The 25601-nt window shown below is 69.0% G+C and carries 20 protein-coding genes and 2 pseudogenes; 13 read left to right on the top strand and 9 right to left on the bottom strand.

Translation table 11 applies throughout. The annotated features are described in order from the left end of the window. Positions 1-76 precede the first annotated feature (76 nt). The 3 genes from ABZ348_RS08615 to ABZ348_RS08605 all read left to right on the top strand — a co-directional run bounded on the left by ABZ348_RS08615 (position 77) and on the right by ABZ348_RS08605 (position 3873). Positions 77-1330 (top strand): SWIM zinc finger family protein, encoded by a 1254-nt coding sequence (locus tag ABZ348_RS08615; RefSeq protein ID WP_358930714.1) that lies wholly within the window; start codon positions 77-79, stop codon positions 1328-1330. 332 nt (positions 1331-1662) lie between these two features. After that, positions 1663-2859, top strand: coding sequence for a cytochrome P450 (locus ABZ348_RS08610; RefSeq protein WP_358930712.1), 1197 nt, complete (start codon positions 1663-1665; stop codon positions 2857-2859). A 276-nt stretch (positions 2860-3135) separates the two neighbouring features. Next, complete coding sequence (locus ABZ348_RS08605; RefSeq protein WP_358930710.1) at positions 3136-3873, top strand: chaplin; 738 nt, start codon at positions 3136-3138, stop codon at positions 3871-3873. 120 nt (positions 3874-3993) lie between these two features. Here the strand turns inward: ABZ348_RS08605 and ABZ348_RS08600 are convergent, their stop codons facing one another. Next, positions 3994-4452: a hypothetical protein gene (locus tag ABZ348_RS08600; RefSeq protein ID WP_358930708.1), complete on the bottom strand. Its 459-nt coding sequence runs from the start codon at positions 4450-4452 to the stop codon at positions 3994-3996. Between the two features lie 145 nt (positions 4453-4597). On the opposite strand from ABZ348_RS08600, the gene ABZ348_RS08595 reads away from it, so the two are divergent. From ABZ348_RS08595 to ABZ348_RS08585, 3 genes and pseudogenes are all read left to right on the top strand, one after another. Next, positions 4598-5329: a hypothetical protein gene (locus ABZ348_RS08595; RefSeq protein WP_358930706.1), complete on the top strand. Its 732-nt coding sequence runs from the start codon at positions 4598-4600 to the stop codon at positions 5327-5329. 638 nt (positions 5330-5967) lie between these two features. Next, positions 5968-6408 carry a cupin domain-containing protein gene (locus tag ABZ348_RS08590; RefSeq protein ID WP_358930704.1) on the top strand — a complete coding sequence of 147 codons (441 nt, stop codon included), beginning with the start codon at positions 5968-5970 and terminating at the stop codon, positions 6406-6408. 69 nt (positions 6409-6477) lie between these two features. Continuing rightward, positions 6478-7124: pseudogene (locus ABZ348_RS08585) on the top strand (uridine kinase). Positions 7125-7369: 245 nt separating this feature from the next. Here ABZ348_RS08585 and ABZ348_RS08580 read toward each other — a convergent pair. From ABZ348_RS08580 to ABZ348_RS08565, 4 genes are all read right to left on the bottom strand, one after another. Next, a complete protein-coding gene (locus ABZ348_RS08580) occupies positions 7370-8578 on the bottom strand; it encodes an MFS transporter (protein ID WP_358931066.1) in 1209 nt (402 codons plus the stop codon). 247 nt (positions 8579-8825) lie between these two features. Then, on the bottom strand, positions 8826-9356 hold the full coding sequence (locus ABZ348_RS08575) for a methylated-DNA--[protein]-cysteine S-methyltransferase (RefSeq protein ID WP_358930702.1): 531 nt from the start codon (positions 9354-9356) through the stop codon (positions 8826-8828). A 117-nt stretch (positions 9357-9473) separates the two neighbouring features. Next, positions 9474-9980 (bottom strand): YfbM family protein, encoded by a 507-nt coding sequence (locus tag ABZ348_RS08570; protein ID WP_358930700.1) that lies wholly within the window; start codon positions 9978-9980, stop codon positions 9474-9476. 196 nt (positions 9981-10176) lie between these two features. Beyond that, on the bottom strand, positions 10177-11076 hold the full coding sequence (locus tag ABZ348_RS08565; protein ID WP_358930698.1) for a glycerophosphodiester phosphodiesterase family protein: 900 nt from the start codon (positions 11074-11076) through the stop codon (positions 10177-10179). A gap of 286 nt (positions 11077-11362) precedes the next feature. On the opposite strand from ABZ348_RS08565, the pseudogene ABZ348_RS08560 reads away from it, so the two are divergent. The 5 genes and pseudogenes from ABZ348_RS08560 to ABZ348_RS08540 all read left to right on the top strand — a co-directional run. Then, positions 11363-12103 (top strand): annotated as a pseudogene (locus ABZ348_RS08560) (MHYT domain-containing protein); the annotation flags it as partial. Positions 12104-12644: 541 nt separating this feature from the next. Then, positions 12645-14762 carry an excinuclease ABC subunit UvrB gene (gene uvrB / locus ABZ348_RS08555; protein ID WP_358930696.1) on the top strand — a complete coding sequence of 706 codons (2118 nt, stop codon included), beginning with the start codon at positions 12645-12647 and terminating at the stop codon, positions 14760-14762. A gap of 200 nt (positions 14763-14962) precedes the next feature. Then, positions 14963-15547 carry a TerD family protein gene (locus ABZ348_RS08550; protein WP_358930694.1) on the top strand — a complete coding sequence of 195 codons (585 nt, stop codon included), beginning with the start codon at positions 14963-14965 and terminating at the stop codon, positions 15545-15547. A gap of 364 nt (positions 15548-15911) precedes the next feature. After that, a complete protein-coding gene (locus ABZ348_RS08545) occupies positions 15912-17873 on the top strand; it encodes a TerD family protein (RefSeq protein ID WP_358930692.1) in 1962 nt (653 codons plus the stop codon). Between the two features lie 575 nt (positions 17874-18448). Then, on the top strand, positions 18449-19474 hold the full coding sequence (locus tag ABZ348_RS08540; RefSeq protein WP_358930690.1) for a TerC family protein: 1026 nt from the start codon (positions 18449-18451) through the stop codon (positions 19472-19474). 132 nt (positions 19475-19606) lie between these two features. Here ABZ348_RS08540 and ABZ348_RS08535 read toward each other — a convergent pair whose 3' ends face one another. The 4 genes from ABZ348_RS08535 to ABZ348_RS08520 are packed head-to-tail and all read right to left on the bottom strand — an operon-like array spanning position 19607 to position 23416. Beyond that, complete coding sequence (locus ABZ348_RS08535) at positions 19607-20881, bottom strand: ABC transporter permease (protein WP_358930688.1); 1275 nt, start codon at positions 20879-20881, stop codon at positions 19607-19609. Continuing rightward, on the bottom strand, positions 20878-21552 hold the full coding sequence (locus ABZ348_RS08530; protein ID WP_358930686.1) for an ABC transporter ATP-binding protein: 675 nt from the start codon (positions 21550-21552) through the stop codon (positions 20878-20880). The genes ABZ348_RS08535 and ABZ348_RS08530 overlap by 4 nt, the downstream gene beginning before the upstream one ends. Then, the gene (locus ABZ348_RS08525; RefSeq protein WP_358930684.1) at positions 21549-22877 is read right to left on the bottom strand and encodes a peptidoglycan-binding domain-containing protein; all 1329 of its coding nucleotides are present in this window, start codon (positions 22875-22877) and stop codon (positions 21549-21551) included. The genes ABZ348_RS08530 and ABZ348_RS08525 overlap by 4 nt, the downstream gene beginning before the upstream one ends. Continuing rightward, on the bottom strand, positions 22874-23416 hold the full coding sequence (locus tag ABZ348_RS08520) for a hypothetical protein (protein WP_358930683.1): 543 nt from the start codon (positions 23414-23416) through the stop codon (positions 22874-22876). Before ABZ348_RS08520 ends, ABZ348_RS08525 begins: the two co-directional genes overlap by 4 nt. 224 nt (positions 23417-23640) lie before the next feature. Here ABZ348_RS08520 and ABZ348_RS08515 point away from each other — a divergent pair, with 224 nt between their 5' ends. Beyond that, positions 23641-24297 carry a response regulator transcription factor gene (locus ABZ348_RS08515; RefSeq protein ID WP_358930681.1) on the top strand — a complete coding sequence of 219 codons (657 nt, stop codon included), beginning with the start codon at positions 23641-23643 and terminating at the stop codon, positions 24295-24297. A gap of 65 nt (positions 24298-24362) precedes the next feature. After that, positions 24363-25586: a HAMP domain-containing sensor histidine kinase gene (locus ABZ348_RS08510; RefSeq protein WP_358930679.1), complete on the top strand. Its 1224-nt coding sequence runs from the start codon at positions 24363-24365 to the stop codon at positions 25584-25586. The last annotated feature ends 15 nt before the right edge of the window (positions 25587-25601 follow it).

The raw sequence follows: 25601 nt of genomic DNA, 5'->3' as shown, positions 1-25601 counted from the left end.
TCCCCACGGTCGTCCCCGAGTTGCCGTCCGGCAGGAGCACCAAGGGCCACACGCCCCGGTGCACGAGCTCCGGGCTGTGCGAGGACGACGAACCGCACCGGCGGCGACACGGCACGATGACCGGCGCCGCACCTTTCCCGCTCCGGAACCTCTGACCGGCGGGGAAACCGCCTCCAGTTGGTGGGGCAACGCCTGGGTCGAAGCCCTGGAGGACACCGCGCTCGACCAGGCCAGACTCACCCGCGGTCGTGCCTACGCGGGCCGAGGTCTCGTCGACTCGATCACGATCACCCCCGGGCGGGTCACCGCCTACGTCCACGGCAGTCGACCCCGCCCCTATCGGACGGAGATCCGCCTCCGCACACTAGGCGGCGACGAATGGGACGATCTCCTCGCCACCGTGGCAGCCCGCCCCGAACACATCGCCGCGCTCCTCGACAAGGACGTGCCGCACGCCCTCGCTTCCATCGTGGACCTCCTCCCGGCGGCCGGCGATCTGATCCCCGACTGCTCCTGCCCTGACGACGGCTTCCCCTGCAAGCACGCCGCCGCACTCTGCTACCAGACCGGACGCCTCCTCGACCAAGACCCGCTGGTGCTCTTCCTGATGCGGGGCATGGGCGAGCGCGAACTCCTGGCGGCCATTTCCCAACGCAACGCCACCCGGTCCGCTGCGCAGCGGACCACAGAGGTCGCCCCGCTCCCCACGGTCGACGTTCAGGAGGCGCTGGCGCGACGCCCCCTTCCCGTGCTCCCGCCGCCCTTCCCGTTTCCCGCAGCGCCCGGTCGGCCACCCGCGTACCCCCAGGGCCCCGGCGCACCCGATCCCCTCGCGCTGGACCTGCTCGCCACCGAAGCCGCCGCGCGTGCCCATGCCCTGCTCACCACGGGCCTCGATCCCATCGCGCCCCTGACTCCATGGCAGGACGCGGTTCGTCTCGCCGCCGCCCACCCCGGCTCGGGGCTCACGGCGTCCTCCCGTGTCCTGTACCGAGAACTGGCCGCAGCCACGGGCCGGACCCCCACGACCATCGCTCGGGCGGTTGCAGCCTGGCGGCAGGGCGGTTCGTCCGCGCTGACCGTGCTGGAGTCCCTTTGGGATCCGCCTGCCGGCCCCTTCGATCGGGCGAGACCGGCCCTGACGACTGCCGGATTTCCGGACTTCCGTCCCCGTGGCAACCATCTGTCCACCCCTTCGCTCCAGCTCAGATACGGTCGGGACGGCCTCTGGTACGGATATGAGTCCGACGCAGGCCGCGACGACTGGTGGCCACGAGGGACACCGCATTCCGACCCGGTCGAGGTGCTCAACGCCCTGCTGGGGACCTGAGTCCGCTCCGGAAGCCGATCGCTCGTGGTAACCGAGGAAGGGCCTCGGACACGCCCTGCTTGTTGCCGTCTGCGAGCATCTTGCGTCCTATGATCTGGGCCGCGTATGGCTGACCACCGCGGACGCACCCGCGGTGGACGCCAAGACGGGCTTCGCCTCCTTGAGAGTCCGGAGAAGTGGATGGCGCTCGGCACGCAGGAGAGGCCGCAGCCGGTACTGCCCGTCTGGTGCCGCCTCGTACATCCGGCCGCAGATGGCGCGATCTAGTGGCTCATCGGGCTTGCCCGACTCGACCGTCGGACGTGCCCATCCACGGTCCCTAGGGTGGTTCCATGGCCCTGGACGATCTGACGCACGAGTTCCTGACCCGTTCCTACCTCGTCTACGACCGGCTCAGGGAGACCACACCGGTCCATCGGACCGTAGGCCCGGACGGACTGCCCATCTGGATCGTCACCCGCTACGAGGACGTGCGCGAGGCGCTCGCCAACCCCCTCTTGTCCCTGGACAAGCGGAACGGAACCCCCGGTGGGTACCGCGGCTTTCGGCTGCCTCCCGCGCTCGACGCCAATCTGCTCAACATGGACGCGCCGGATCACACCCGCATCCGACGGCTGGTCACCAAGACGTTCACGGCCCGGCGCATCGAGCAGTTGAGGGAGCCGATCCGACGCATCGCCGACGAACTCCTCGACGGGATCGCGGCCGACGGCCGGACGGAGCTGATCGCGTCCTACGCCGCCCCGCTCCCCATCAACGCCATCTGCGAACTGCTCGGCGTGCCCCGACAGGCTCGGCACGACTTCCGGGCCTGGACGGACGCCCTGCTGCTGCCCGATCCTGCCCGCCCCGACGCCGCCAAGGAGGCCGTGGGGCAACTGAACACCTATGTTCGGGACCTGCTGGCGCACAAGCGCCGAGAGCCCGCCGACGATCTCCTCTCCGCACTGATCGCGGTCCGGGACGAACCGGGGCCTGACGGCAGCGACCGTCTCAGCGAGGACGAGTTGACCTCGCTCGCGTTCCTCATCCTCTTCGTCGGATACGAGAACACAGTCCAACTCATCGGTACCGCGGTGCTCGCCCTGCTCCGCGATCCCCGGCCACGGACGGAACTGCGGCAGAACCCTGCCAAGACCGCCGCGGCGGTCGACGAGTTCATGCGCTACGAAGGGCCTGCGCTGCTGGCCATCCGCCGCTTTCCCGTGGCCGATCTGACGATCGGCTCAGTGACCGTACCGGCGGGCGAGACGGTCATGCTCTCCCTGGCGGCGGCCAATCGAGATCCCAGCCGCTTTCCCGACCCCGACCGACTCGACCTCGATCGCGACGCCCAAGGCCATCTCGCCCTCGGCCACGGGCTCCACCACTGCCTCGGTGCCCATCTGGCCCGGCTGGAGACGGAGATCGCACTCACCGCACTGCTGGAGCGTTTCCCCCGGCTGGCACTCGACATCGACGAGAGTTCCCTGAAGTGGAGACCGTCGATCCGTGCCCGGGGGCTGTTGGCGCTCCCGGTCCGCTTCTGACCTCCCGTTGGTCGCCCTGCGTACTCGTTCCTTTCTCTTTGTACAGGTCAGGCCGGTGGAGGCGGCTGGACGCGGCGGCGGAACCGGGGGTTCAGGAGCGAGGAACGAACACGCGGAGCGCGGAGGGGCGGCCGTGTCGGACGGCGGAAGGCCGGTTCGAACAGGCGCACACTCGATGGGGTGAAAGGAGCAGGGGTCCGGATCCGAACGGCCTTTGAGCATCGTTGTCCGGGATGCGGGCGAGTGCCCGAGAAGTTCTCCTGAAGGCAGGATCCGATGAGGCAGCTTCATCGAAAGGGGCTCGCCACCGTGATGCTCACGGGCGGCGCGCTGGCGTTGGCGGGACACGCACACGCTGACTCGACCGCCAATGGCGGGGCGGTCGGCTCCCCGGGCGTGATCGCGGGCAACACGATCCAGCTCCCGATCCACGTCCCCGTCAGCGTCTGCGGGAACACGGTCAACGTGGTCGGGCTGCTCAACCCGGCCGCGGGCAACACCTGCGCGAACACCTCCGGCGGGTCCGCTCAGACCGGTACCACGGCTCCGGGCGGCCAGACCTCCGGCAACGGCCAGGGCGTGGGCAGCCAGAACGGTCCTGGCGGCGCTGTTGCCAACGGGACCGTCGCGGGCTCCCCGGGTGTGATCTCTGGCAACGGCATCCAGCTGCCGATCGATCTTCCGGTCAACGTCAGCGGCAACTCCCTGAACGTCGTGGGCATCGGCAACCCCGCCCTCGGCAACACCTCGGTCAACGGGCCCTCCGAGCCCACGGGCCCCAAGCCCCCGCCCGTGGTGGAGAAGCCGGTCACCCCGCCGACCAAGCCGGTGGAGAAGCCGATCACCCGGACTGTCGAGAAGCCCAACAAGCCCGTGATCTCCGTGGACACCGACCAGGACGACGCCCTGGCCCAGACCGGCGCCGACGGGATCGGGTACGCGGTGCCCGTGGGCGCAGCCCTGATGCTCGGTGGAGCCGTGCTCTTCCACCGGGCCCGCCGCACGGGGGCCTGAAAGGCCCTTTCACCGCGGCAGGGAAGTGCCAGCGCTCCTCCCCATGGCGGCGCACGACCGGCCATCGGGAGGGCGTGGCTCTCGACCGCGTCCGATGCGGACGGGCCCGACGCCGCGCGTTCAACGAACACTTGGGGCGGCAGCTCCGATGAACTCCGACAGGGTCTCGCGGGCCTGCTCCGACCGCTGTGAGCGGTCATCCTCATCGGGTGCCTCATGCATGCAATTGGTCACTTCGAAGGCAGCAGCCGCCAACTCCAGCGCCTTGGGGTCGTCACACACCAATTGCACCCTGATCCACGCCTGATGGGCGCTGGAGCGCAACCGGTACGAGTCGATCCGGGCCTCTTCAGCCGTCGAACTGCCCGGGGTCTCCTGGGCGCGGTGCCAGCGGTCGTTCTGCCCCCTCCTGTAGTCCACCAGCGCTCCGGCGAAGGCGCTGTAGGCCGAGATCCGCTCCTGGCGCAGTTGCTCGGCGCGGGTCAGTTCCGCCGTGAGCTCTGTCGTACGGCGCTGGAAGACGTGGGTGACCATCGAGCCGAGCAGCGTGCCGATGACCGCGATGACGGCTGTCTCCATGGTGCTTGCTCCCCAAGGGACGTTGAAGGGTGAGAGGTCGTGCAACCCCGGGGCGACGGTCCGGAGAGCGATCGGAAGATGATGATCCGACAGGGATCGCATTAATCGGTCGAGCCCACAAGATGGTCTTGATAGCTTGATCGACGTGGCGAAACTAAACCAGATCATCGCAGTGGAGAAGGGCGTCAAGTCCAAGACCCATCAGGACCTGACCGCCGCCCATCACGGGCTTCAGAAACCTGCGCTGCTCGCCGGCATCTCGCGTACCTACCAGCCGAAGGACGAGGAGGGTGAGCAACTGCCGCCCGAGTCGACGAGGGTGCAGGTCAAGGCCGAGGACGTGCTGGGCGAGACGGCGAAGACGCTGTCCCGACTCTTCGATGTGACCGCCACTAAGGACTGGGCCAACTGCACCGCCCGCGCGGACGTGTCCGTGGATGGTCGGGTGCTCGTGGGCGACGTACCCGTTTCGTATCTGCTCTTCCTGGAGAAGCAGCTCACGGACATCAACGGCTTCGTGCGCAAGCTGCCCGTCCTCGATGCGTCCGAGTCCTGGACGCAGGATCCTTCGACGGACGCTTGGAAGACGGAAGTCGTCCGCACGGTGCGTACGAAGAAGGTCCCGCGCAACCATGTGAAGGCGGAGGCGACCGAGAAGCACCCGGCGCAGGTCGAGGTGTACTACGAGGACATTCCGGTCGGCTACTGGACCACGGTGAAGTTCTCCGGTGCCCTTCCCGCGCGGCGCGTCAACGAACTGCTGGAGCGCGTGGAGAAGTTGCAGCAGGCGGTGAAGTTCGCCCGCGAGGAGGCCAATGGCGCCGATGTCACCGACCAGAGGGTGGGTGACGCAGTTTTCGGCTATCTGTTCGGTTGAGCGGGTAGTCTTGTTGACTCCCCGTCCGCTGCTGAGCGGACGGGGTGCGCGAGGAGCGCAAGCTGAAACTGAGGCTTGTCGTGATCGTGCGGTTCCAGTGGAGGTTCAAATCCTCCCCGCGACACTCGTGTACGGGTCGCGGTAGCCCAAGTCCGGTAGAGGCAGCCGCCGTCAGACTCAGATTATTCCTCTAGCTTCAGCATTCTCCGCCGATCGTCGGATCGACCGGGCCCGAGCCCTCGGTCGTCGAAGTACCGGTTCAAGTCCGGTCCGCGCAGCTCGATGTGCGGTGGTCCAAAGGCAGGACGCGACGACATAATGACTGACTCGGGTTCTTCAATGCGCCGGCGTGCAAGATGGGCGGAAACCAAGGGTCCGAAGGCCGGCTACGCCTTCGGACCCGCTCCTTTTCCGGCTGTTCGTGCTGGCCAGGGCCTGATGACCAATCCGTGCCCCCATTGCTGACACGCGTCCTCTTCGGACGGTCCCTTCTCGAATGGCGTGACGTCGTTTTGGCGAGACACCCGGGTGGACGGGTGCGCACGGCCACATCTTCCCGGGTAGAGGAGTTGGAGGCTTTCATGGGGTTCGAGGACAGGCTGGCGAGCGCTGGGCGTCATGGAAGGACTGGCGGTGCGATGGTGATGGGCGGAAGCCGAAGCACCGCACTTGTCACCGCGTCACCGTCCGTGGCGAACACCGCATCCGGTTGTGGTGCCACGGGCACGGTGCTCGCCCACGGAGTCTCCCAAGGGACCGTGAAGCTCAGGGCCGCGGGGCGAACTGACGTGATCATGCGGACGATCACGATCGCCCCGGGCGGCTCCACCGGATGGCACTACCACCACGGGCAACTGCTCACCGTCGTCACCTCGGGCACCCTGACCCGTACGCTTCAGGACCGCTCGGTCGAAGTCACTCCCGCGGGCTCGGTGTTCATAGAACCGTCCGGGCCGGAGCACCGCCACATCGGACGGAACACGGGGAGCGTGCCGGTGGTGCTGTACGTGACGTATCTGCTGCCCCACGGCAGCCCCCTCGCGGTGAACACCGCGGCGCCGAACTGGTTCAACGAGTAGGGGCCGACGGCCACCTCCCGGGGCACGGCAGGAGGTCAGGGCAGCGCCGCCGTGGTCGAAGATGGACCGGTGCGACTCAAAGCGATCACCTGGGAGCGATTGGCTTCGGCCGTGGCTGACCACGCCACGGACCTCTCACCCGAGGACGGCAGCCCCTGGCTCCGCATCGGACTGGACGGTTCCTTCGGCGCGGGAGGGGCCGACCTCGCCGCACGAATCGGACGGGAACTGAGGTTGCGCGGTCGAGCGACCGTGGGCGTGAGACCGCGGGTTTCCTCCGGCCGGCGTCGCTGCGGTACGAGTACGGACGGACCGACCCCGATGCGTACTACAGCGATTGGTTCGATACGGGGGCGCTCTGGCGCGAGGTCTTCGGGCCCTTGGAGCTCGGGGGCAGCGGGCTCGTCCTCCCCGACCTCTGGGATCCCGTCACGGACAGGGCGACCCGCAGCGCGCGAGTCGCCCTGCCCGCCGGGGGAGTGCTGCTGCTGGACGGGCCGCTGCTGCTCGGCCATGGCTTTCCGTTCGATGTGTCCGTACATCTGCGGCTGTCCCCGGGCGCCCTGCGGCGGCGAACGGGCGAGGCCGAACGCTGGACCCTGCCCGCGTTGGGGCGGTACGAGAGGGAGGTGGCCCCCGCAGACCTGGCGGACGCGGTCGTACACGCGGATGATCCGCGTCATCCCGCGTGGAGCGGCTTTCGTCGGCAGGAGTAGGCCGCTCCGGCCGGGGCGTCACCCGCGCGCCGTCAGGCGAGCCGCGCTCCGAGCGGCGAGGGGCAACACGGGCTCGTACGACACAGGCGGTGGACACAGTCTCGGGCCACGCAGGCGGTGGACACGGGCTCGGGCCACGCAGGTGTTCGCACGGTGATCTCCTCAAAGGAGGGGAGGTCCCGTGGATTCGCCCGACGCGGAGGGGCCAGGTGCTGGGCAGTGCCTCAGCGGACAGACCGTGCAGGTCAGCGCAGTGCCCGGCGGATGGCCAGGGCCGCCATCGGAAGCAGGAGACAGGCGCCGACCGCGTTCAACCAGCCGTAACCCGCCTGGGAGACGATCAGTCCCGCACACACCCCGCCAACACCGGCCGCGGCGCTCATCACCAGGTCGGACAGTCCCTGCACCGCGGCCCGTGAAGCCGGGCGCACGGAATCGGTGAGCAGCGCCGAGCCGGACACCACACCGGCCGACCAACCGAGCCCCAGCAGGAAGAGACCGACGGCGACACGGGTGTGGCTCGACCCCGCCGTACCGGCGAACAGGGCGGCGAGCGACAGCAGACCGACGGCGAGGCCGATCACCGAGATCCGTCCAAACCGGTCGGCCAACCAGCCCATCACCGGCGAGAAGGCGTACATGCCGGCGATGTGGCCGCTGATGACAAGCCCGATCAGTTCGATGTCCGCGCCGTGATGGCTGAGGGCGACCGGCGTCATCGACATGATGGCCACCATGGCGGTGTGCGAGACCGTGACGGTCACCAGTGCCAGCTTCGCCATGGCGGACTCCCGCACCGCCTGGATCCCGGACCGTAGCGAGCGTCCTTGCGGGGAGGATTCCGCGGGGGACAGAGCGCGGGCGGTCAGCAGCGGATCGGGACGCAACAGCACTTGGACGAGGAGGGCCGCCAGCAGGAACACCGCGGCGGCCCAGACGAACGGTCCGGCTTCGGAGGGAAGGCCGAGTCCGGAGATGCTGCGGCCGGCGGGAGCGGCGATGTTGGGTCCGAGGACCGCGCCGATCGTCGTGGCCCAGACCACATGGGAGATCGCCTGACCTCGCCGTTCCGGTAGGGCGAGATCTGCGGCGGCGAACCGCGCCTGGAGGGTGGCCAGCGAACCGGCACCGAAGGCGGCCATGCCGACCAACAGCAGGGGGAAGCTGTCGATCGCCGCGGCCAGTACCACCAGGCCGCCGCCGAAGGCTCCGATGAGATAGGCGAGCACGAGGCCCGGACGTCTGCCGCGGGACGCCATCAGTGAGGCCAACGGCAAGGAGAGCACCGCCGTGCCGACGACGGTCGCGGTGGGAGCCAGTCCGGCGAGCGCTTCCGTCCCGCTCAACCGCTCGGCCAGCACCGCAGCCAGGGCGACTCCGATGGCGACGCCCAACCCACCGAGGATCTGGCTGATGACCAGGACGGTGGTGGTACGGCGTCGCAGTGCGGACAGGGCTTCATCGGACGGCTGAGGCTCGGATGCGACGACGGGGGGCTCGGAGGCGCCGGATATGTCGGGCGGGTCAGGACGGATGCTCACCTGCGCAGTCTGTCAGTAGATATGACAAAGGAATATCTCCGGTCCCATCTCGGGAGCCGCCCCCTGCGAACGGTGTGAAGGATCTACACACGTCCGTACGGTGCGCTGGGGGACCCGTACGTCACCTCGGCACACGGCCCCGAGGTTGGCCCTCACGGTCTTAGAACAGCGGCTCCGGGAGCACTCCCTCCAGGGCCAGCAGCTTGCGCTTGGTCTCCAGACCACCGCTGAATCCACCCAACTTTCCCCCGGACTCCACCACTCGATGGCAGGGGACCACCACCGGCAGGGGGTTGGATCCCATGGCCGCGCCCACGGCCTGGGCGGCGCCCGGCTGGCCGACTCGGGAGGCCAGGTCGCCGTATCCCACGACCGTGCCGTAGGTGACCGTAGACGCCAGTTCGCGCAGCACCTCGCGGTTGAACCCGCCGGACAGCGACCAATCGAGGGGCAGGCTGAAGTCGAGCGGCTTCCCGGCGAAGTAGGCATCCAACTGGCGCACGGGGTCGACCAGCAGCCCCGCCGCGTCCGCGACGGGCCGGGCGCCGAGTCTGCCGGACAGTTCGCCCAGCGCCATGTCCCGCACCGATTCCTCGGCATGGAACACCACGCTGACCAGTCCGTCCTCCGTGGCGGCCAGCAGCAGCGGTCCGATGCGCGTGTCGAGCACGGTCCACTCGAAGGTCCTCATGCGCTCCACGGTACGGCGCACCACTGACATCGAGGCCCGGACCGGGCCCGGCGGCCTCGGCTCGGCCCCCGAGGTGATGCCGCCGGGGCCGAGGCCGTCATCGATCCGGGCCCACCGTCAGTCGATCCACGTGAGGAGTGCGTGACCGCGCAGTGCCGTCGTCCTGAAGAAGGCGGCGAGGGGTTGATGGATGCCGGTCACCAGTCCCAGGGAGTGCTCGTCCGCCCATGGGGAGACCGGGTAGACACCGGCCTCCGCCAGGTGCCCGGGGGTGACGCCTTCGATCAGCTCCGCGCAGGTCAGGGCGGCGAGCGCGTCGGCGGCGACGCGGACCCGCTCCGGTGTCACACAACGCGGTGGGCCGTATCCGCCCCAGTCCTCCGTGCCGGGGATCTCCTCCTCGCCGTGGACGATGTCGACGGGGAACCCCCGGCGCCGCAGGAGGAAGTCCAGGGCGTGCCACGCCCGGTACGTGTGGTGGGTTCGGGACGTCGACGGGAGGTGCACGAGATCGGACTCGGCCTCCAGCAACTCGTCTGCGTACTCCTTGGCCCAGACAGGGTCGTCCAGCGCCCGGCTGAGTTCGGACGGAGTGAGGCGTACGTACACGCCGTTCATGCTCATGCCCGGAGGGTAGGGCCAGCCGCTGACACGGCCGCCGGAGTGGTGGCGCAGACGGGGCGCACCCCGGTGGGCCCGGCGAAAGGACGAGGGGGAGCCGTCCGCCGGGCCGGTGATCCGTGTGCCCAGGGTGCATCGCCCCTCAGGCCCTGTCACATCCCGCTGGGCTCGCGACGCGACCCGGTCCGAAGGAAGGGCTCTAGCTCACCGCGTCCCGTACGACGTCCGGCCGGTCCGTGATGATGCCGTCCACGCCGAACCCGCTCATCCGGGCCGCCGTCGCCGCGTCGTTCACCGTCCAGGTGTTGACTTGCAGCCGCGCTCCGTGCGGGCCCTTGAGGCGCTGTACGGAGGCAACGTAGTCGGCTGTGACCGATGAGGCGGCGGGGTTGATCTGGTCGGTGAAGGCCGCGTACGAGGGCAACTCGGCGACGGGCGGTGTGCCCAGGAACCCGGTGATGACGTCGGGGCGCAGTCGGTGGACGGTCTTCACACTGTCCGCGCTGAAGTTCTGCATCACCAACCTGCTGCGCACGTGCGAGCGGTCGAGCCAGCCCTCCTGACGGAGTACCCGCAGGGTGTCCTTCTCGATGCCCGGATAGAGCTCGGGCCGCTTGATCTCCAGCAGGAGCTTCTGGCCGTTGCTGTCGACGCGGTCGAGATACTGCCGCAGCGTGGGCACTCGGGCGTGGGTCCACTTCTGGCCGAACCAGCTGCCGGCGTCCAGGGTTCCGATTTCCGCGGCGGTGAAGTCGCGGACCCGCCAGGGTGCGCGGTCGGGGAAGCGTTGTTCGACGTCGGTCGTCCGCGCCAGGGTTTCGTCGTGGATGACGACGAGTTGGCCGTCCCGGGTGCGCTGGACGTCGTTCTCGACCCAGTCGAAGCCCATGTCGTCGGCGAGGTCGATGGCGGCGAGGGTGTTCTCGGGGGCGTATCCCGAAGCGCCGCGGTGGGCGATCACCGTTGGCCCACCGTCCGACGAGGCGACGGCTCCCGGCCGCTCAGTGCCCTGATCGGCCTGTGCCAGCGGGGCGAAGACGAAGGAAGCGCTGATTCCCAGCAGGGTGAGGGCGGTTGCTGTGGCATGACGTGAAAACACCTTGACTCCTGACGATGCTCGGTCATTTGTGGAGGCGCGTGAACGCCCCATCGACTCAATACAGGTCAGGGCAGAGCAACGCACGTCACTCGACGGCGTACTGAAAAGTGAACAAATCCATACAGAGAATGCCAGTGGGTCATCTCGCTAGCTTTGGATCTTGTACCCATATGTTTGCCCATGGGGATGTTGGGCATATTCTCGCCCTTTGAAGGGACGTTCCACCAGCGGTCAGGGGCCGCCGCCTGGGGTTCGCAGAGTCCACAAGGAGCAAGGGACGCAGGACATGCAGGGAACACTCGACGGCTTTAGTTATGGCCTGGTCACGCCCGTGGTGGCGTTCATGATGGCCTGCCTCGGCTCGGCACTCGGGCTGCGGTGCACAACGCGGTCGGTCCATGGGACAGGCTCGTTCAAGCCAGGATGGTTGGCCCTCGGCGCCACCTCCATCGGCTCCGGCATCTGGACGATGCACTTCATCGCCATGATGGGCTTCACCGTCGCCGAGGCCCCGATCACCTACGACCGGCCCGTCACCTTCGCGAGTCTCGTCGTCGCGATCGTCATGGTCGGCATCGGCATCTTCATCGTGGGATACCGGGGGGCGACCGTGATGGCCCTGCTCACGGGGGGCACCGTCACCGGTCTGGGAGTCGCCTCCATGCACTACCTCGGTATGGCGGGCATGCGGATGCAGGGCACGATCGCGTACAGCACGCCCGTCGTGGTCCTCTCCGTGGTGATCGCGGTCGTGGCGGCGACCGCCGCGCTGTGGGCCGCAGTCTCCGTTCACGGTTTCATGGCGAGCCTCGGCGCCAGCCTCGTCATGGGTGTCGCCGTCACCGGAATGCACTACACCGGCATGGCCGCGGTCAGTGTCCATCTCCACGGGACGCTGGGCAGCGCCGGCATCGGTGACTCGCCGGCCAGCATCCTGGCCCCCATGCTCCTCGGCCCCCTCGTCTTCCTCCTGGTGGCCGGGGTGGTCGTGATGTTCGACCCCCAACTGGTGCTGGGGGAGCCCGACCGCAAGCGCTCCGGCGGCAAGGCGCAGGGGCGGGTCGACGAGTCCGTGGAGCGGATGAGTCCGTCCCTGTTCGGCCAGGCGCCCGACGCCTGGCGCGGTACCGGGCTCCAGACGGCGGAACGGCCTTTGCCGCAGCAGACGGGCCGGCCGGAACCGCTCTCCCCGCCCGACACGACCTCCCCGGAGTGGGCACCGCGGGCCGCCGAGCCCGCCGCTGCGGCGCCCTGGCCCGATTTCGGTTCCAGGCGAGCCGACGACGACTGGCCGGTTTCGCCCTCGGGCCGGTACGCCCCGGCTGCTGAACCGCTGTCGCCGTCGACGGCGCACCGCGCGGGTTCACCCGGGGGCGCTGCACCGGCCACCGAGCTGCCGGCATCGGCCGTAGAGCCCCAAACGCCCTGGTTCACCGATGACCGGCATCCCCCACACCGGCACTGACCAGCACTGATCGCACTGCCGGCCTCCTGTGCGCCCTTGGGCGCCGGGTGGTCGGCGAGCGGTGAGGCACCCGGATGTCAGTGACGGGTCGTACGGTGGATCCATGCGGCCCGTTTCCAAGATCGAACGTTCGGTGGCGCCCTTCGAGGTCGTCAGTCCCTTCCAGCCCAGCGGTGACCAGCCCACGGCCATCGCCGACCTGGAGCGCCGCATCCGTGCTGGCGAGAAGGACGTGGTCCTGCTCGGCGCGACCGGTACCGGCAAGTCGGCGACCACCGCATGGATGATCGAGAAGCTCCAGCGCCCCACCCTGGTGATGGCGCCGAACAAGACCCTGGCCGCCCAGTTGGCGAACGAGTTCCGGGAGCTCCTCCCCAACAACGCCGTCGAGTATTTCGTCTCGTACTACGACTACTACCAGCCGGAGGCGTACGTCCCGCAGTCGGACACCTACATCGAGAAGGACTCCTCGATCAACGAGGAGGTCGAGCGGCTGCGCCACTCCGCGACGAACTCGCTCCTGACCCGGCGCGACGTCGTCGTCGTCGCCTCCGTCTCCTGCATCTATGGCCTGGGGACACCACAGGAGTACGTCGACCGGATGGTGCCCCTCAAGGTCGGCGACGAGATCGACCGCGACCAGTTGCTGCGCCGGTTCGTCGACATCCAGTACACGCGCAATGACGTGGCGTTCGCCCGCGGCACCTTCCGGGTCCGGGGCGACACCATCGAGATCTTCCCGGTCTACGAGGAACTTGCGGTCCGGATCGAGATGTTCGGTGACGAGATCGAGGCGCTCTCCACCCTCCACCCGCTGACCGGCGAGATCATCAGCGAGGACCGGTCGCTCTACGTCTTCCCCGCCAGCCACTACGTCGCGGGCCCTGAGCGCTTGGAGAAGGCCGTCAACGGCATCGAACAGGAGCTCGAACAGCGTCTGACGGACCTCGACAAGCAGGGCAAGCTGCTGGAGTCACAACGGCTGCGGATGCGGACGACCTACGACATCGAGATGATGCGCCAGATCGGTTCCTGCTCGGGCATCGAGAACTACTCGATGCACTTCGACGGCCGTGACCCAGGCTCCCCGCCGAACACCCTCCTCGACTACTTCCCCGAAGACTTCCTGCTGGTCATCGACGAGTCCCATGTGACCGTGCCCCAGATCGGTGCGATGTACGAGGGGGACGCCTCCCGCAAGCGCACCTTGGTCGACCACGGTTTCCGGCTGCCGTCCGCGCTCGACAACCGGCCGCTGAAGTGGGAGGAGTTCACGGAACGGATCGGGCAGACCGTCTATCTGTCCGCCACCCCCGGTACGTACGAGCTCTCCCGCGGTGACGGTTTCGTGGAGCAGATCATCCGCCCGACCGGTCTGATCGACCCCGAAGTCGTCGTCAAGCCCACCGAGGGGCAGATCGACGACCTCGTGCACGAGATCCGGTTGCGCACCGAGAAGGACGAGCGGGTCCTGGTGACCACGCTCACCAAGAAGATGGCCGAGGACCTCACGGAGTACTTCCTCGAACTGGGCATCCAGGTGCGCTATCTGCACAGCGATGTGGACACCCTGCGCAGGGTCGAGCTGCTGCGCGAACTGCGGGCCGGCGAGTACGACGTCCTGGTGGGCATCAACCTCCTGCGGGAGGGGCTCGACCTGCCCGAGGTCTCCTTGGTGGCGATCCTCGATGCGGACAAGGAAGGCTTCCTGCGTTCCGGTACGTCATTGATCCAGACCATCGGTCGCGCGGCGCGCAACGTCTCGGGCCAGGTCCACATGTACGCAGACAAGATCACCGCGGCCATGGCGAAGGCCATCGATGAGACCAACCGTCGTCGGGAGAAGCAGGTCGCGTACAACACCGAGCGGGGGATCGACCCACAGCCGCTGCGGAAGAAGATCAACGACATCGTCGCCACGATCGCCCGCGAGGAAGTCGACACGGAGGAACTCCTCGGTACGGACTACCGGAAGCCGGCTTCGGGTAAGGGCGCCAAGGCTCCGGTCCCGGCACTCGCAGGCAAGGGCAAGCGCAGTGCCAAGGACGTGCAACCCACCGATCGACCCGCCGCCGAACTCGCCGGGATCATCGAGGAGATGACCGAGCGGATGAGGGCCGCAGCCGCCGACCTCCAGTTCGAGGTGGCCGCCAGGCTGAGGGACGAGGTCGGCGAGTTGAAGAAGGAACTGCGTCAGATGAAGGAGGCGGGTCTGGTCTGAGGCGTGCGCTCCTTGAGGTGCGGGAGAGCGGTGAGCAGGGCCCGCTGCGCACGTCACACCGGGCCACGTACCTGCTGTGTTGCAAGAACGACACAAATACTGGCCAATTGTGCCGCGCCGTTGAAGTGACTGCGTAGGGTGCTGGGCAGCCACCCGTATGGGTGGCGGAACATCGATGAACAGGAAGAAGGGGACAGCGCGTGACGGTCAACATGACCAAGGGTCAGGCCATCAGCCTGCGGAAGAGCGACGGGGGCACCCTCACGGCTGTGCGGATGGGGCTCGGCTGGCAGGCGGCGGCGCGCCGCGGTCTGTTCGGCTCGCGCACCAAGGAGATCGACCTCGATGCCTCGGCGGTGCTCTTCGCCGACAAGCAGCCGGTGGACGTGGTCTTCTTCCGCCACCTCGTCAGTGATGACGGCTCGGTGAAGCACACCGGAGACAACCTGGTCGGCGGTGCCGGTTCGGGCGGCGACGACGAGGCGATCCTGGTGGACCTCCAGAGGGTGCCCGTCCACATCGACCAGATCGTCTTCACGGTGAACTCGTTCGGCGGCCAGACGTTCCAGGAGGTGCAGAACGCCTTCTGCCGCCTGGTCGACGAGACGAACGGCCAGGAGCTCGCCCGTTACACCCTGGACGGCGGCGGTAACTACACCGCGCAGATCATGGCCAAGGTGCACCGGGGCAAGGGCGGCGACGGCTGGCAGATGACGGCCCTCGGCAACCCCGCCAACGGGCGGACGTTCCAGGACCTGATGCCCTCGATCCTGCCGCATCTCTAAGGGCCGGGCCCGCAGGGTCTGTGCCGGGCGCACGGATGGACATGCAGCTCCCGGGGGCAACGGCCGCCGGGAGCTGTAGCGCTTGCCGGTGGCGCAGCCCCACCCGACCGCCGGCACTCCCGAGCCTCTCGACCGGGCAAGGGGCGGCGCACGGGGAGCGGCGGCCCCCGAGAGGTGGCCGCGCGTCAGCAGTACAGAGTGAATGACGCAGAACCCGCAGTGCCGCAGCAATCGCAGAACCAGCAGCAGTCGCAGAACCAGCAGCAGTCGTAGGACCCGCAGACCCAAGCACCGCGTGATAGTCCATTGAGGGCGCGGTACCGACCACCGCGCACCACCGCAGAGCACCGAGGGGACGAAGGCGATGACCGCCGAGTTGGTCCGGGGGCAGAACCATCCACTGCCCGAATCCCGCCTGGAGATCCGGGTATCGGCCGGACACCCGCTGTTGGCCTGCGTCACCTGTTCCGATGACCGGGGGAGCGTACGGGGCGAGGAGCTCGCCCACCCCGGCGCACCGATCGTGCCCGGCGTGGAGGTGTCCCGGGCGACCACCGACGCACCCCGGTTCACCGTCGATCTGGACGCCGTGCCGACCGCCGTGCACCAAGTGCACCTCCTGTTGGCGCTCCCCGACGGAACCGCGGGACCGGCGCACTTCGGTGCCACGGCCGCACCCTTCCTCGCGGTGATCGGCCAGAACGGCGACGAACTGGCCAGTTTCACCATCACCGGCCTGGAGGCGGAGACCGCCCTCGTCGCGGTCGAGCTGTACCGCCGCCAGGGCGCCTGGAAGGTACGGGCCGTCGGTCAAGGCTACGCGGGCGGTCTTGCCCAGCTGCTCGGCGACCAGGGACTTCCGCAGGCCCGTGAGCGGGCGGCCGAGATCCAGGCGGCAGCCGCGGCTCCCGCCCCTCGTACCGCACCCGCGGGGTTGCGGACCAGCGGTGCGCAGGACGGCGGATACGCGCTCCAGCCCCCGGCTCCGCCCGCGCCCCAGCCTCCCGGTGGCGGCGAGCCCACCATTCCGCAAGGTCTGTCAGCCGCCGGTACCACCTCGGGCTCCGGCGTCTCGGACACCCAACACCCCACCGCCGACGCAGGCGCCCCCATCAACTACGCCCATCCCCGCAGGCGCTCGGCGCCGCCCCCGCCGCCTCCCAGCGCGCCCCCCGGCGAACCGGGCGAACCCGCTCGTCCCGTCGCGGGGGACGCCACCGGCTGGTCCATGGAGGAGCGTCTCTACAACCAGATCTGGGGCATGTTCGAGGACTACGCCCGCTCCGTCGCCGCGTACCGCAGTGCCGTCGAGTTCGCCGAGTCCCGGCTGGACCAGGAGCTCGACCAGGCCCTGTCCGACCCGCGCAGCCGCATCGGAGGCACCGGTGACGCCGCCAGGGCCGCCGCACGGGCCAAATGCGAGGAGTTGACCGCGCAGGCGCGGCAGGCGCTCGACCGTGACCTCGCGCTGCTCACCGCCGAGTCCGATGTCGTCGAGCCGGCGCTGCCGCCCGCGTACGCCCGTTGGGACAATCCGGTCTGGCACGCCTATCGGGTGCCCATGGAGACGCCCATGGCGTTGCGGCTGGGTGATCTCCAACTGCCCGAGAGCCCGGAGATGCGCATTCCGTTCCTGGTCAGGCTCCCCTTGGAGCGCGGTCTGTGGGTCGACAGCGGACGCGGGGGCGCGGAAGCCGCGCTGATGCTGGACGAGGCCCAGCTCAAGCGACTGGCCATGGACTGTGCGGTCGCGCATGCGGCCCGGTTGCTCGCCGTGTATCCGCCCGGTGAGTTCACCGTCCATGCGATCGACCCCGCGGGTACCGCCACCGCCTCCCTCGCGCCGCTCGTCGAGTCCGGAGTGCTCGCGCATCCTCCGGCCGCCGGGGCACAGGGCGTAAGCGAGACGCTTTCGAAGCTCACCCAGCGGGTCGACCTGGTCACCATGGCGGTGCGCGGCGGCGCCCCGGACGCGCTGCCCCCGGACCTCGACACGGCCGAGCAGTTGCTGATCGTCCATGACTTCCCCCACGGCTTCGATGACCGGGCCGTCACCCAGTTGCGCTATCTGGCTGACGAGGGCCCGGCGGTGGGCGTGCATCTGATGATGGTCGCCGACCGCGAGGACGCCAGCGCCTACGGGCCGGTGCTCGACCCCCTGTGGCGGTCGCTGCTGCGGATCACTCCCGTACCGGACGACCATCTGGCCGATCCCTGGGTGCGTCACGCGTGGACCTATCAGCCCCCGACGGTTCCGCCGGGCAGCGCGGTACTGCGCCAGGTGTTGGACCAGGTCACCGCCGCCCGTCGCACCTGGGGCCGCTGAGCCCTCCCCGTGCCTTCCCGGTGGGCGTTTGCCGGGGCCGGAGGGGGGCACCCGTGGGTCACCCCGGAGAGCGCACCGGACGGACGCCGACCCGGGGTACCGCTACCTCCTTCGGCCCAGTTCCGGGGTTTCCGCTCCGGGCTTCGACCGCGGTTCCGGACGGCTACGGGCCCGCGGGGGTGAGGGGGCCGGTGGCGCTCCGGGTGCCGTAGCGGAGCACAACGAGCGTAAGGAACACAAAGAACACTAGGAACATAGGGGCCGCTCCTGATCAAGGGGCGCTATTTTGAGGAACTCCCGGATGGGAAACGTCAGTCGGCGACATCGTGGTCATGACCAGAGCAAGCCGCCTGAGCAGGGAACTTGAACCTTCCTTTACCATCCTCTTTACCTTTCCTTGGTGGCTCCTGTAGGCTCCCGTGAGCGGAGGGGAGTATTCCCGGCTGCGACGTACCCGTCAGTACGGATCACCATTGGTCCCGGGGCGTCGGCCTGAGCGGCTAGGACCGCCCGGGTGGAAGAGACCTCCGGCAGCGACGACGCTGATCAAAGAGCCGTACGACGCCGGAGGCGCAGTGGACGTTTCATTCACCCTGTGGTTGCTGACCATCCTCGGTCTGTCAGCCCTGATCGCGGTCGACTTCTTCATCGGGCGCAAGCCCCATGACGTGTCGATCAAAGAAGCCGGAATCTGGACCATCGTCTGGATTGCGCTAGCCATCCTGTTCGGCATCGGCCTGATGATCTTCGGCACCAGCCAGGCATCAGGAGAGTTCTTCGCGGGCTTCATCACCGAGAAGTCGCTGAGTGTCGACAACCTCTTCGTCTTCGTGCTGATCATGGCGAAGTTCTCGGTGCCCTCACACCTCCAGCAGCGGGTGCTGCTCATCGGTGTGCTGATCGCCCTGGTGCTGCGCGCCATCTTCATCGCGGCCGGCGCGGCCATCATCGCCAGCTTCTCCTGGGTCTTCTACATCTTCGGTGCGTTCCTCATCTACACCGCCTGGAAGCTCATCCAGGAAGCGCGTTCCGATGAGGAGGAGGACGACTTCGAGGAGAACCGCCTCCTGAAGTCGATCGAGAAGAAGTTCGGCGTCGCCGACCGCTACCACGGCACGAAGCTCTTCATCCAGGTCAACGGCAAGCGCGTCCTGACCCCCCTGATGGTCGTCATGCTCGCCATCGGCAGCACCGACATCCTGTTCGCGTTGGACTCCATCCCCGCGATCTTCGGTCTGACCCAGGACCCGTACATCGTCTTCACGGCCAACGCGTTCGCCCTGATGGGTCTGCGCCAGCTGTACTTCCTCATCGGCGGTCTGCTGAAGAGGCTGGTCCACCTCAGCTACGGCCTGTCGGTGATCCTCGGCTTCATCGGCGTGAAACTGGTGCTCCACGCTCTGCACGAGAACGGGGTGCACGTCCCCGAGATCTCCATTCCGTTCTCTCTCACCGTCATCTGCGGTGTGCTGATCGTGACCACCATCACCAGCCTGATCGCCTCCAAGAAGCAGGCCGAGCGGGAAGCGGCCGAGGCGCTTGAGGCCGGAGAGCCGACCGCCAAGGCCAAGGACGACGACAAGGACAGCGTTCAGACCTGAAGGTCTTGAGCCCTGACACGACGGGGGCGGACGGCAACGAAGCCGTCCGCCCCCGTTCGTGCGTCCCGAGCCCTTCGCCCGCGAGGTCCGCCCGGCCCCGTCCCCCGGGCGAACCCCTGGCCACCACATCGCCTACGGCGAGGCCAGAGCCTCCGTGGGGGAGAGCCGGGAGGCCCGCACGGCCGGGTAGAGGCCCGCCACCGCGCCGATCGCGAGGGTCGCACCCATCCCGCCGAGCAGCGCCCAGGCCGGCACCACCACGGGCCAACCCTGGTAGTGCGCGAAGCCGGCCGTCACCGCCGACCCCAGCACCGCACCACCCGCGCCCCCCAGCGCGGACAACAGGAGCGACTCCGCCAGGAACTGGGTGCGGACCTGCCCCCGCGTCGCCCCCAACGAGCGGCGCAGACCGATCTCCGCCCGGCGCTCCAACACCGAGATCACCATGGTGTTCGCGACCCCGACCCCGCCGACCAGCAGCGCCACCCCACCGAGCCCCAGCAACAGGCCGGTGAACGCCTTCCCCGCCGCCTGCTCCGCAGCCAGCGCGTCCGACGGCCGTGAGACCTCCGCCTCATTGGGCGCCTCGGGATGGGCACTGGACCCCAGGACCGCGCGTACGTCCGCGACCGCACCCTTCTCGGCGCGGGTGTAGACGGTCGTGGGGCGTCCGTCGAATCCCAGCCGCACCCGAGCCGCCGACCAGCCCACCAGCGCGGCCGTGTCCAGTTCGGGAGCGAGCGCGGCCGGTTTGAGGATGCCGACCACGGTGAACCACTCCCCGCCGATCAGCACCCGGGTCCGCGGACCCGCACGCCCCAACCCGAGCCGCTCAGCGGCGGACGAGCCGAGGACGGTCGCGGGGTAGCGGCTGGTGGCCGCGTTCAACCAGACCCCGCTGGCGACCTCCGCCGCCACGGTGGACGGCAGGTCCTCACGTACGGCGTAGGTCGCGAGGCCGCCCGTCTCCACCTTCGGGATCTTGTCGCTGCGGTATACCTTCACGCCCTCGATCGAACCGATCGCGGAGACGGACTCCACCGGGCCGATCCGGGCCACCATCGCCTCGGCGTCCGCCGGCAACTGCGCCGCGTCGCCTGTCATCGTCGACCCCGGTGACACGGTCAGCAGATTGGTGCCCAACGCGGCGAGCGTACGGTCCAGCTCGGCGCGTGACGAGGACGAGATCCCCACGACCCCGATCATGGCCGCGATGCCGATGGCGATGCCGAGCGCGGAGAGGAAGGCCCGGAGCGGTCTGGTCCGCAGGCCCACCGCCCCGACCTTGAGGACGTCCCGCGGTCGCAACCGGGCCGGTCGCAGTGGTCCGGGGGAGGCGCCACCGGGCGGCTTCGGATCGCGTGCCGCCACCGCGTCGACCGGTGGCGGGGCCGTGGAGGAGGTCATGGCGCCACCCCCGCGCTGCCCTCGGCGATCCGACCGTCCAACATCCTGATCTGTCGGGGCAGCGATCCCGCGATCTCCCGGTCATGGGTGATGATCACCACGGTGGTACCCGCGGAGTTCAACTCGCGCAGCAAGCGCATCACACCCTCCCCCGATACGGAATCGAGCGCGCCGGTCGGTTCGTCGGCGAGCAGCAGAGCCGGGTCACCGGCCACCGCCCGGGCGATGGCGACCCGCTGGCGCTCCCCACCGGACAGCTCGTGGGGCTCGTGGTCCATCCGGTGGCCGAGGCCGACCCGTTCCAGCGCGGCGGCGGCCCGGCGGCGGCGCTCGGCGGGGCGCAGTCCGCAGTAGAGCAGCCCGTCGGCGACGTTGTTGAGTGCGGTGGTGCCCCCTGCGAGGTGGAACTGTTGGAAGACGAAACCGATCCGGCTCGCGCGCAGGGCCGACAGTTGGCGGTCGGAGAGCGCACCGACCTCGTGTCCCTCGATGTGCACGCGCCCGGTACTGGGCCGGTCCAGCGTCCCCAGTACGTGCAACATCGTCGACTTCCCCGACCCGGACGGCCCCACGATGGCCAGGAGCTCGCCCCGGGAGATGTCCACGGACACTCCGTTGAGCGCCACCACCGGACCCGGATAGACCTTGCTCACATCCCTCAGTGAGATCACTTCGGTATCCCCACCGCGGTGCCCTCGGCGATGCCCGTCCCGGTGATCTCCACCCGGCCGTCCGCGAACAGCCCGGTGGTGACCGCGACGTACGAGGAGGTGCCGTCCTTGACGACCTCCACGCCGAAGCCGCCCTCGGACAGCGCCAGCAGCGCGGCGACGGGCACGGTCAGCACGTCCTTGCGCGTCTGCGCGACGAAGTCGACGTTCACGGAGGCGAGGGCGTAGGAGTCGGCGGCCTGCTGGGCCTTCTTGCCCGTGAGCCCCACCACCACTTCGACCTTGGTCTGCGCCTCCTGCTGGCCCGTGGCCGCCTCGATGACGGTGGAGACCTGCGTCACCTTGCCCTGCACCACCGCGTCGTTGGGCAGCGTCACCGTCACCGCCGAACCCTCGGCGGCCAGCCGCTGGTCGCTCGCCTCCAACTCCACGGTGACGGCCTTGGTCAGTCCGGTGTACGACAGGACCCTGCCGCCCTGGCCGATCTGCCCGCCCACCTCGGCCTCCAGGCCGTCGATCCGTACCTCGCCCGGGGCGAACACCACCTGGCCCAGGTCCACCCGCCCCGATTCCTCCAGGCCGACGTCCTCCTGCCACTGCTTCACCGCGTCGGCGGTCGCATCGGTGAACTCCTCGTCCACGGTGAAGCCGGTGTGCCCGAGTGCGGCGAGATTGCGCTCCAACTGCTTCACGTCCGGGCCTTCGACGCCGGCACCGAGGGCGCGGTACGCGGGGAGCGAGCCGTACATCAGGGTCACCGGACGGTTGTCCACCTCGTACAACGGCTTGCCCCGACCGATGCGGTCGCCGGTCTGCGGGAGATCGGTGATGGTGCCCGGGGCGCGTCCGGACGCCGTGGTCGCCTGCCCGTAGCCGAGTTGTCCGTCCGCGCGGTGTACGTCGCGGAGGGTCTGCCGGGTCACCTGCGTCGTGTTCGGCGGCAACCCGCCTTCGCTCTCGCCGTCGGATGCGCCGCCGCTGTCCCCGAGGCCGAGCGCAGCCGCCGTGACGGCACCGCCCGCGGTCAGTGCGGCCAGGGCGACCAGGAGGGTCCCCCTACGTCTGCCCCGGCGTCGGGGACCGGTCTTTCGTACCCCGTCCGCCGCTGCCGTCACGGGCATCACGGGCGTCACATCATCGGACGGATCCGCCGAGTCGGCTGCTGGGTCGGCATTCTTGGCTGATGCGGCTGATGCGGCTGATGCGGCTGATGCGGCTGATGCGGCTGATGCGGCTGATGCGGCTGATAGGCCCGTGTTGGTCGGGGCGTTATCCGTTCCGTACGTCTGCTCGTGCAGCGCGGGCGAACCGGGCTCGCCGCTCACCGGTTCTTCTCCTCGACCCGCCGGTGCTCCGCCTCCAGGTGCTTCTTGCACGCCTTCTCGGCCGCAGCGAAGTCGGGGTCGTCATGGATGGCCCTGTCCATCTGGAGACCGCCGCCGGGCCGTGGGTCCGGGAACTTCTCCACCCCGTTCTTCCTCATGCACGTCGCGTACTTCTGCATCGCCGCTGCCGCCTTCGGATCGGCCTTCTGCCCGGAGCCCGGCCCCTGCGGCTGGAACTCCCGGCACTTCTCCATCGCCTTCTGCATGGCGGCTTCTGACTCCTTCTTCTGCATCACGACGACACGGCCCTCCTTCGGGTCCTCCATGTCGACGCCGTTCTTGCGCATGCACTGGGCGAACTTCACGCCCATCTCCTGCGGGCTCAAGCTCGCCCGGGCACTACCCGGTGCGGCCGAGCCGGCTTTCCCGCCCTCGGCGCTGGCCACCTTCTTGCCCTCGTCATCGGCCGAACATCCGGTCAACGCCAAGGCCAGCACGAACGGCAGCACCGCCAGCGCGGTACGGGTGCGTGATCGCATGGGTCGTCTCCTCCTCGGACCACGGCGGTCCGAAGACCTTCCGGCCGCCTGCGTCAGATGGAACGCCGCCCCTCGTTTCCTCGCCGTTTCCCCTCGGGCGCATCCCTCCCTAACGGCGAGGAAACACCCCGCCGGTCACCATGGAGACCTCCATCCCTCGCACCCGGTCGACCAACTCGGCGCGCGGGACTCGGAAACGGCGGACCAGGGGAAGGGAGCCGTACGTGCGCGTGCTGGTGGTCGAGGACGAACCCGTGTTGGCCGATGCCATCGCGGAGTGGTTGCGCGATGAGACCCACGCGGTCGACATCGCGCTCGACGGCGCCGCGGCGTTGGAGCGGGCCGCGGTGAACGACTACGACGTGATCGTCCTCGACCGCGACCTGCCCGTCGTCCACGGGGACGAGGTGTGCCGCAGGCTCGTCGACTCCACAGCCGCCGCCCGCGTACTGATGCTCACCGCCGCAGCCGACGTCGCGGACCGGGTGCGGGGCCTGGGGCTGGGCGCGGACGACTACCTCACCAAGCCGTTCGCGTTCGCGGAGCTCTCCGCCCGGATCCACGCGCTCGGACGCCGTTCCCGCCCCGCCGCGCCGCCCGTTCTGCGCAGGGCCGGCATCAGCCTCGATCCCGCGCGGCGCGAGGTGTTCCGGGACGGCCGCTATGTGCCCCTGTCCCGGAAGGAGTTCGCCGTCCTGAGCGAACTGCTGCGGGCGGAAGGCGCCGTGGTGTCGGCCGAAATGCTGCTGGAGAAGGCGTGGGACGAACACGCCGACCCCTTCACCGGTGCCGTGCGCCTCGCCGTCCTCAAGCTCCGCCGCAAACTCGGCGACCCGCCCGTCGTGGAAACGGTCACCGGAGCGGGGTACCGCATCCCATGAGCTTCGCCGGTATCCGAAAGCCCGCTGTCCGAAAGCACTGGACGCGCAGGCGCGGACCGCGTCGGATGCGCCTGCGGACCCGACTCACCCTGATCTACGGCGGCCTCTTCATGGTCGCCGGGGTGGTGATCCTCGCAACGGTCTACGTCTTCTTCAACCAGGAGCTCAACCGGGTCAGCCCCAGAATCATCGAGAAGTCGCTGAACCAGGCCACTCCGTCCCCCGCATCGAGTTCCGATCCGCTGAGCACGCCACCTCCCAAGGCCACCCGGACCACCCTCTACGACCGCAATGGGAAGGCCGTTCCCAGCGACGCGCCCGGCGTCTGGCTCAAGGAGCAGCGGGAAGTGATCCAGGACGCGGCCGTCACCTCCCTGCTCGCCCAGGGAGGCGTCGCCCTGGGCGTCGTGGGCGGTACGGCCGCCGTCGTCGGCTGGCTGGTGGCGGGTCGGGTGCTCGCACCGCTGCACCGGGTCACCGAGACCGCCCGGCGCATCGCAGCGGCCCCCGCCGCCGGCCGTGGACTGCACGAACGCATCGCGTTGCAGGGGCCCGACGACGAGGTGAAGGACCTGGCCGACACCTTCGACACCATGGTCGAGCGCCTCGACCGCTCCTTCGACGGCCAACGCCGCTTCGTCGCCAATGCCTCCCACGAGCTGCGCACTCCGCTCACCCTGGGCCGGGCCCTCGTCGAGGTGGCCATGCACCGCAAGTCTGCCTCCGACGACGTACAACAACTCGGCGAGAACCTCTTGGAGATCAACAGTCGACACGAGCGGTTGATTAGCGGGCTGTTGCTGCTCGCGGACTCGGAGAACGAGATCGCCGATCGGTTGCCGGTCGATCTGGCCGACATCGTCACCCACGTGCTCTCCCAGACCGGGGCGGAGGCGCGCCAAGCCGGGATCACCGTGCACGAGTGTGCGCAGGAGGCCTTCACCATGGGTGACGCCCTGCTGCTCGAACGGATGGTGCACAACCTCGTGGAGAACGGCATCCGTCACAATGCGGGCATCGGGGGTGTGTTGCACGTCGTCAGCCGCACCGGGGCCGACGGCGTTGCCGAGATCGAGGTGACCAACACCGGCCCGGTGGTGCCGTCGTACGACATCCCTGCCCTGTTCGAACCGTTCCGTCGGCTGGGCGCCGATCGGCTGGTCAGCGCCAAGGGCGCGGGGCTCGGTCTTTCGATCGTCCGGGCGGTGGCCCGTGCGCACGGCGGGACGGTCACCGCCACCCCGCGCGAGGGCGGCGGGCTGGTGGTGACGGCCACCCTGCCGGCCTGATGTACGAGACCGGTG

The sequence above is a fragment of the Streptomyces sp. NPDC005963 genome, from assembly GCF_040638655.1.
Lineage (GTDB): Bacteria > Actinomycetota > Actinomycetes > Streptomycetales > Streptomycetaceae > Streptomyces.
The sequence above is the reverse complement of the archived record's forward strand: the minus strand, read 5'-3'. Positions and strand labels throughout refer to the sequence as shown.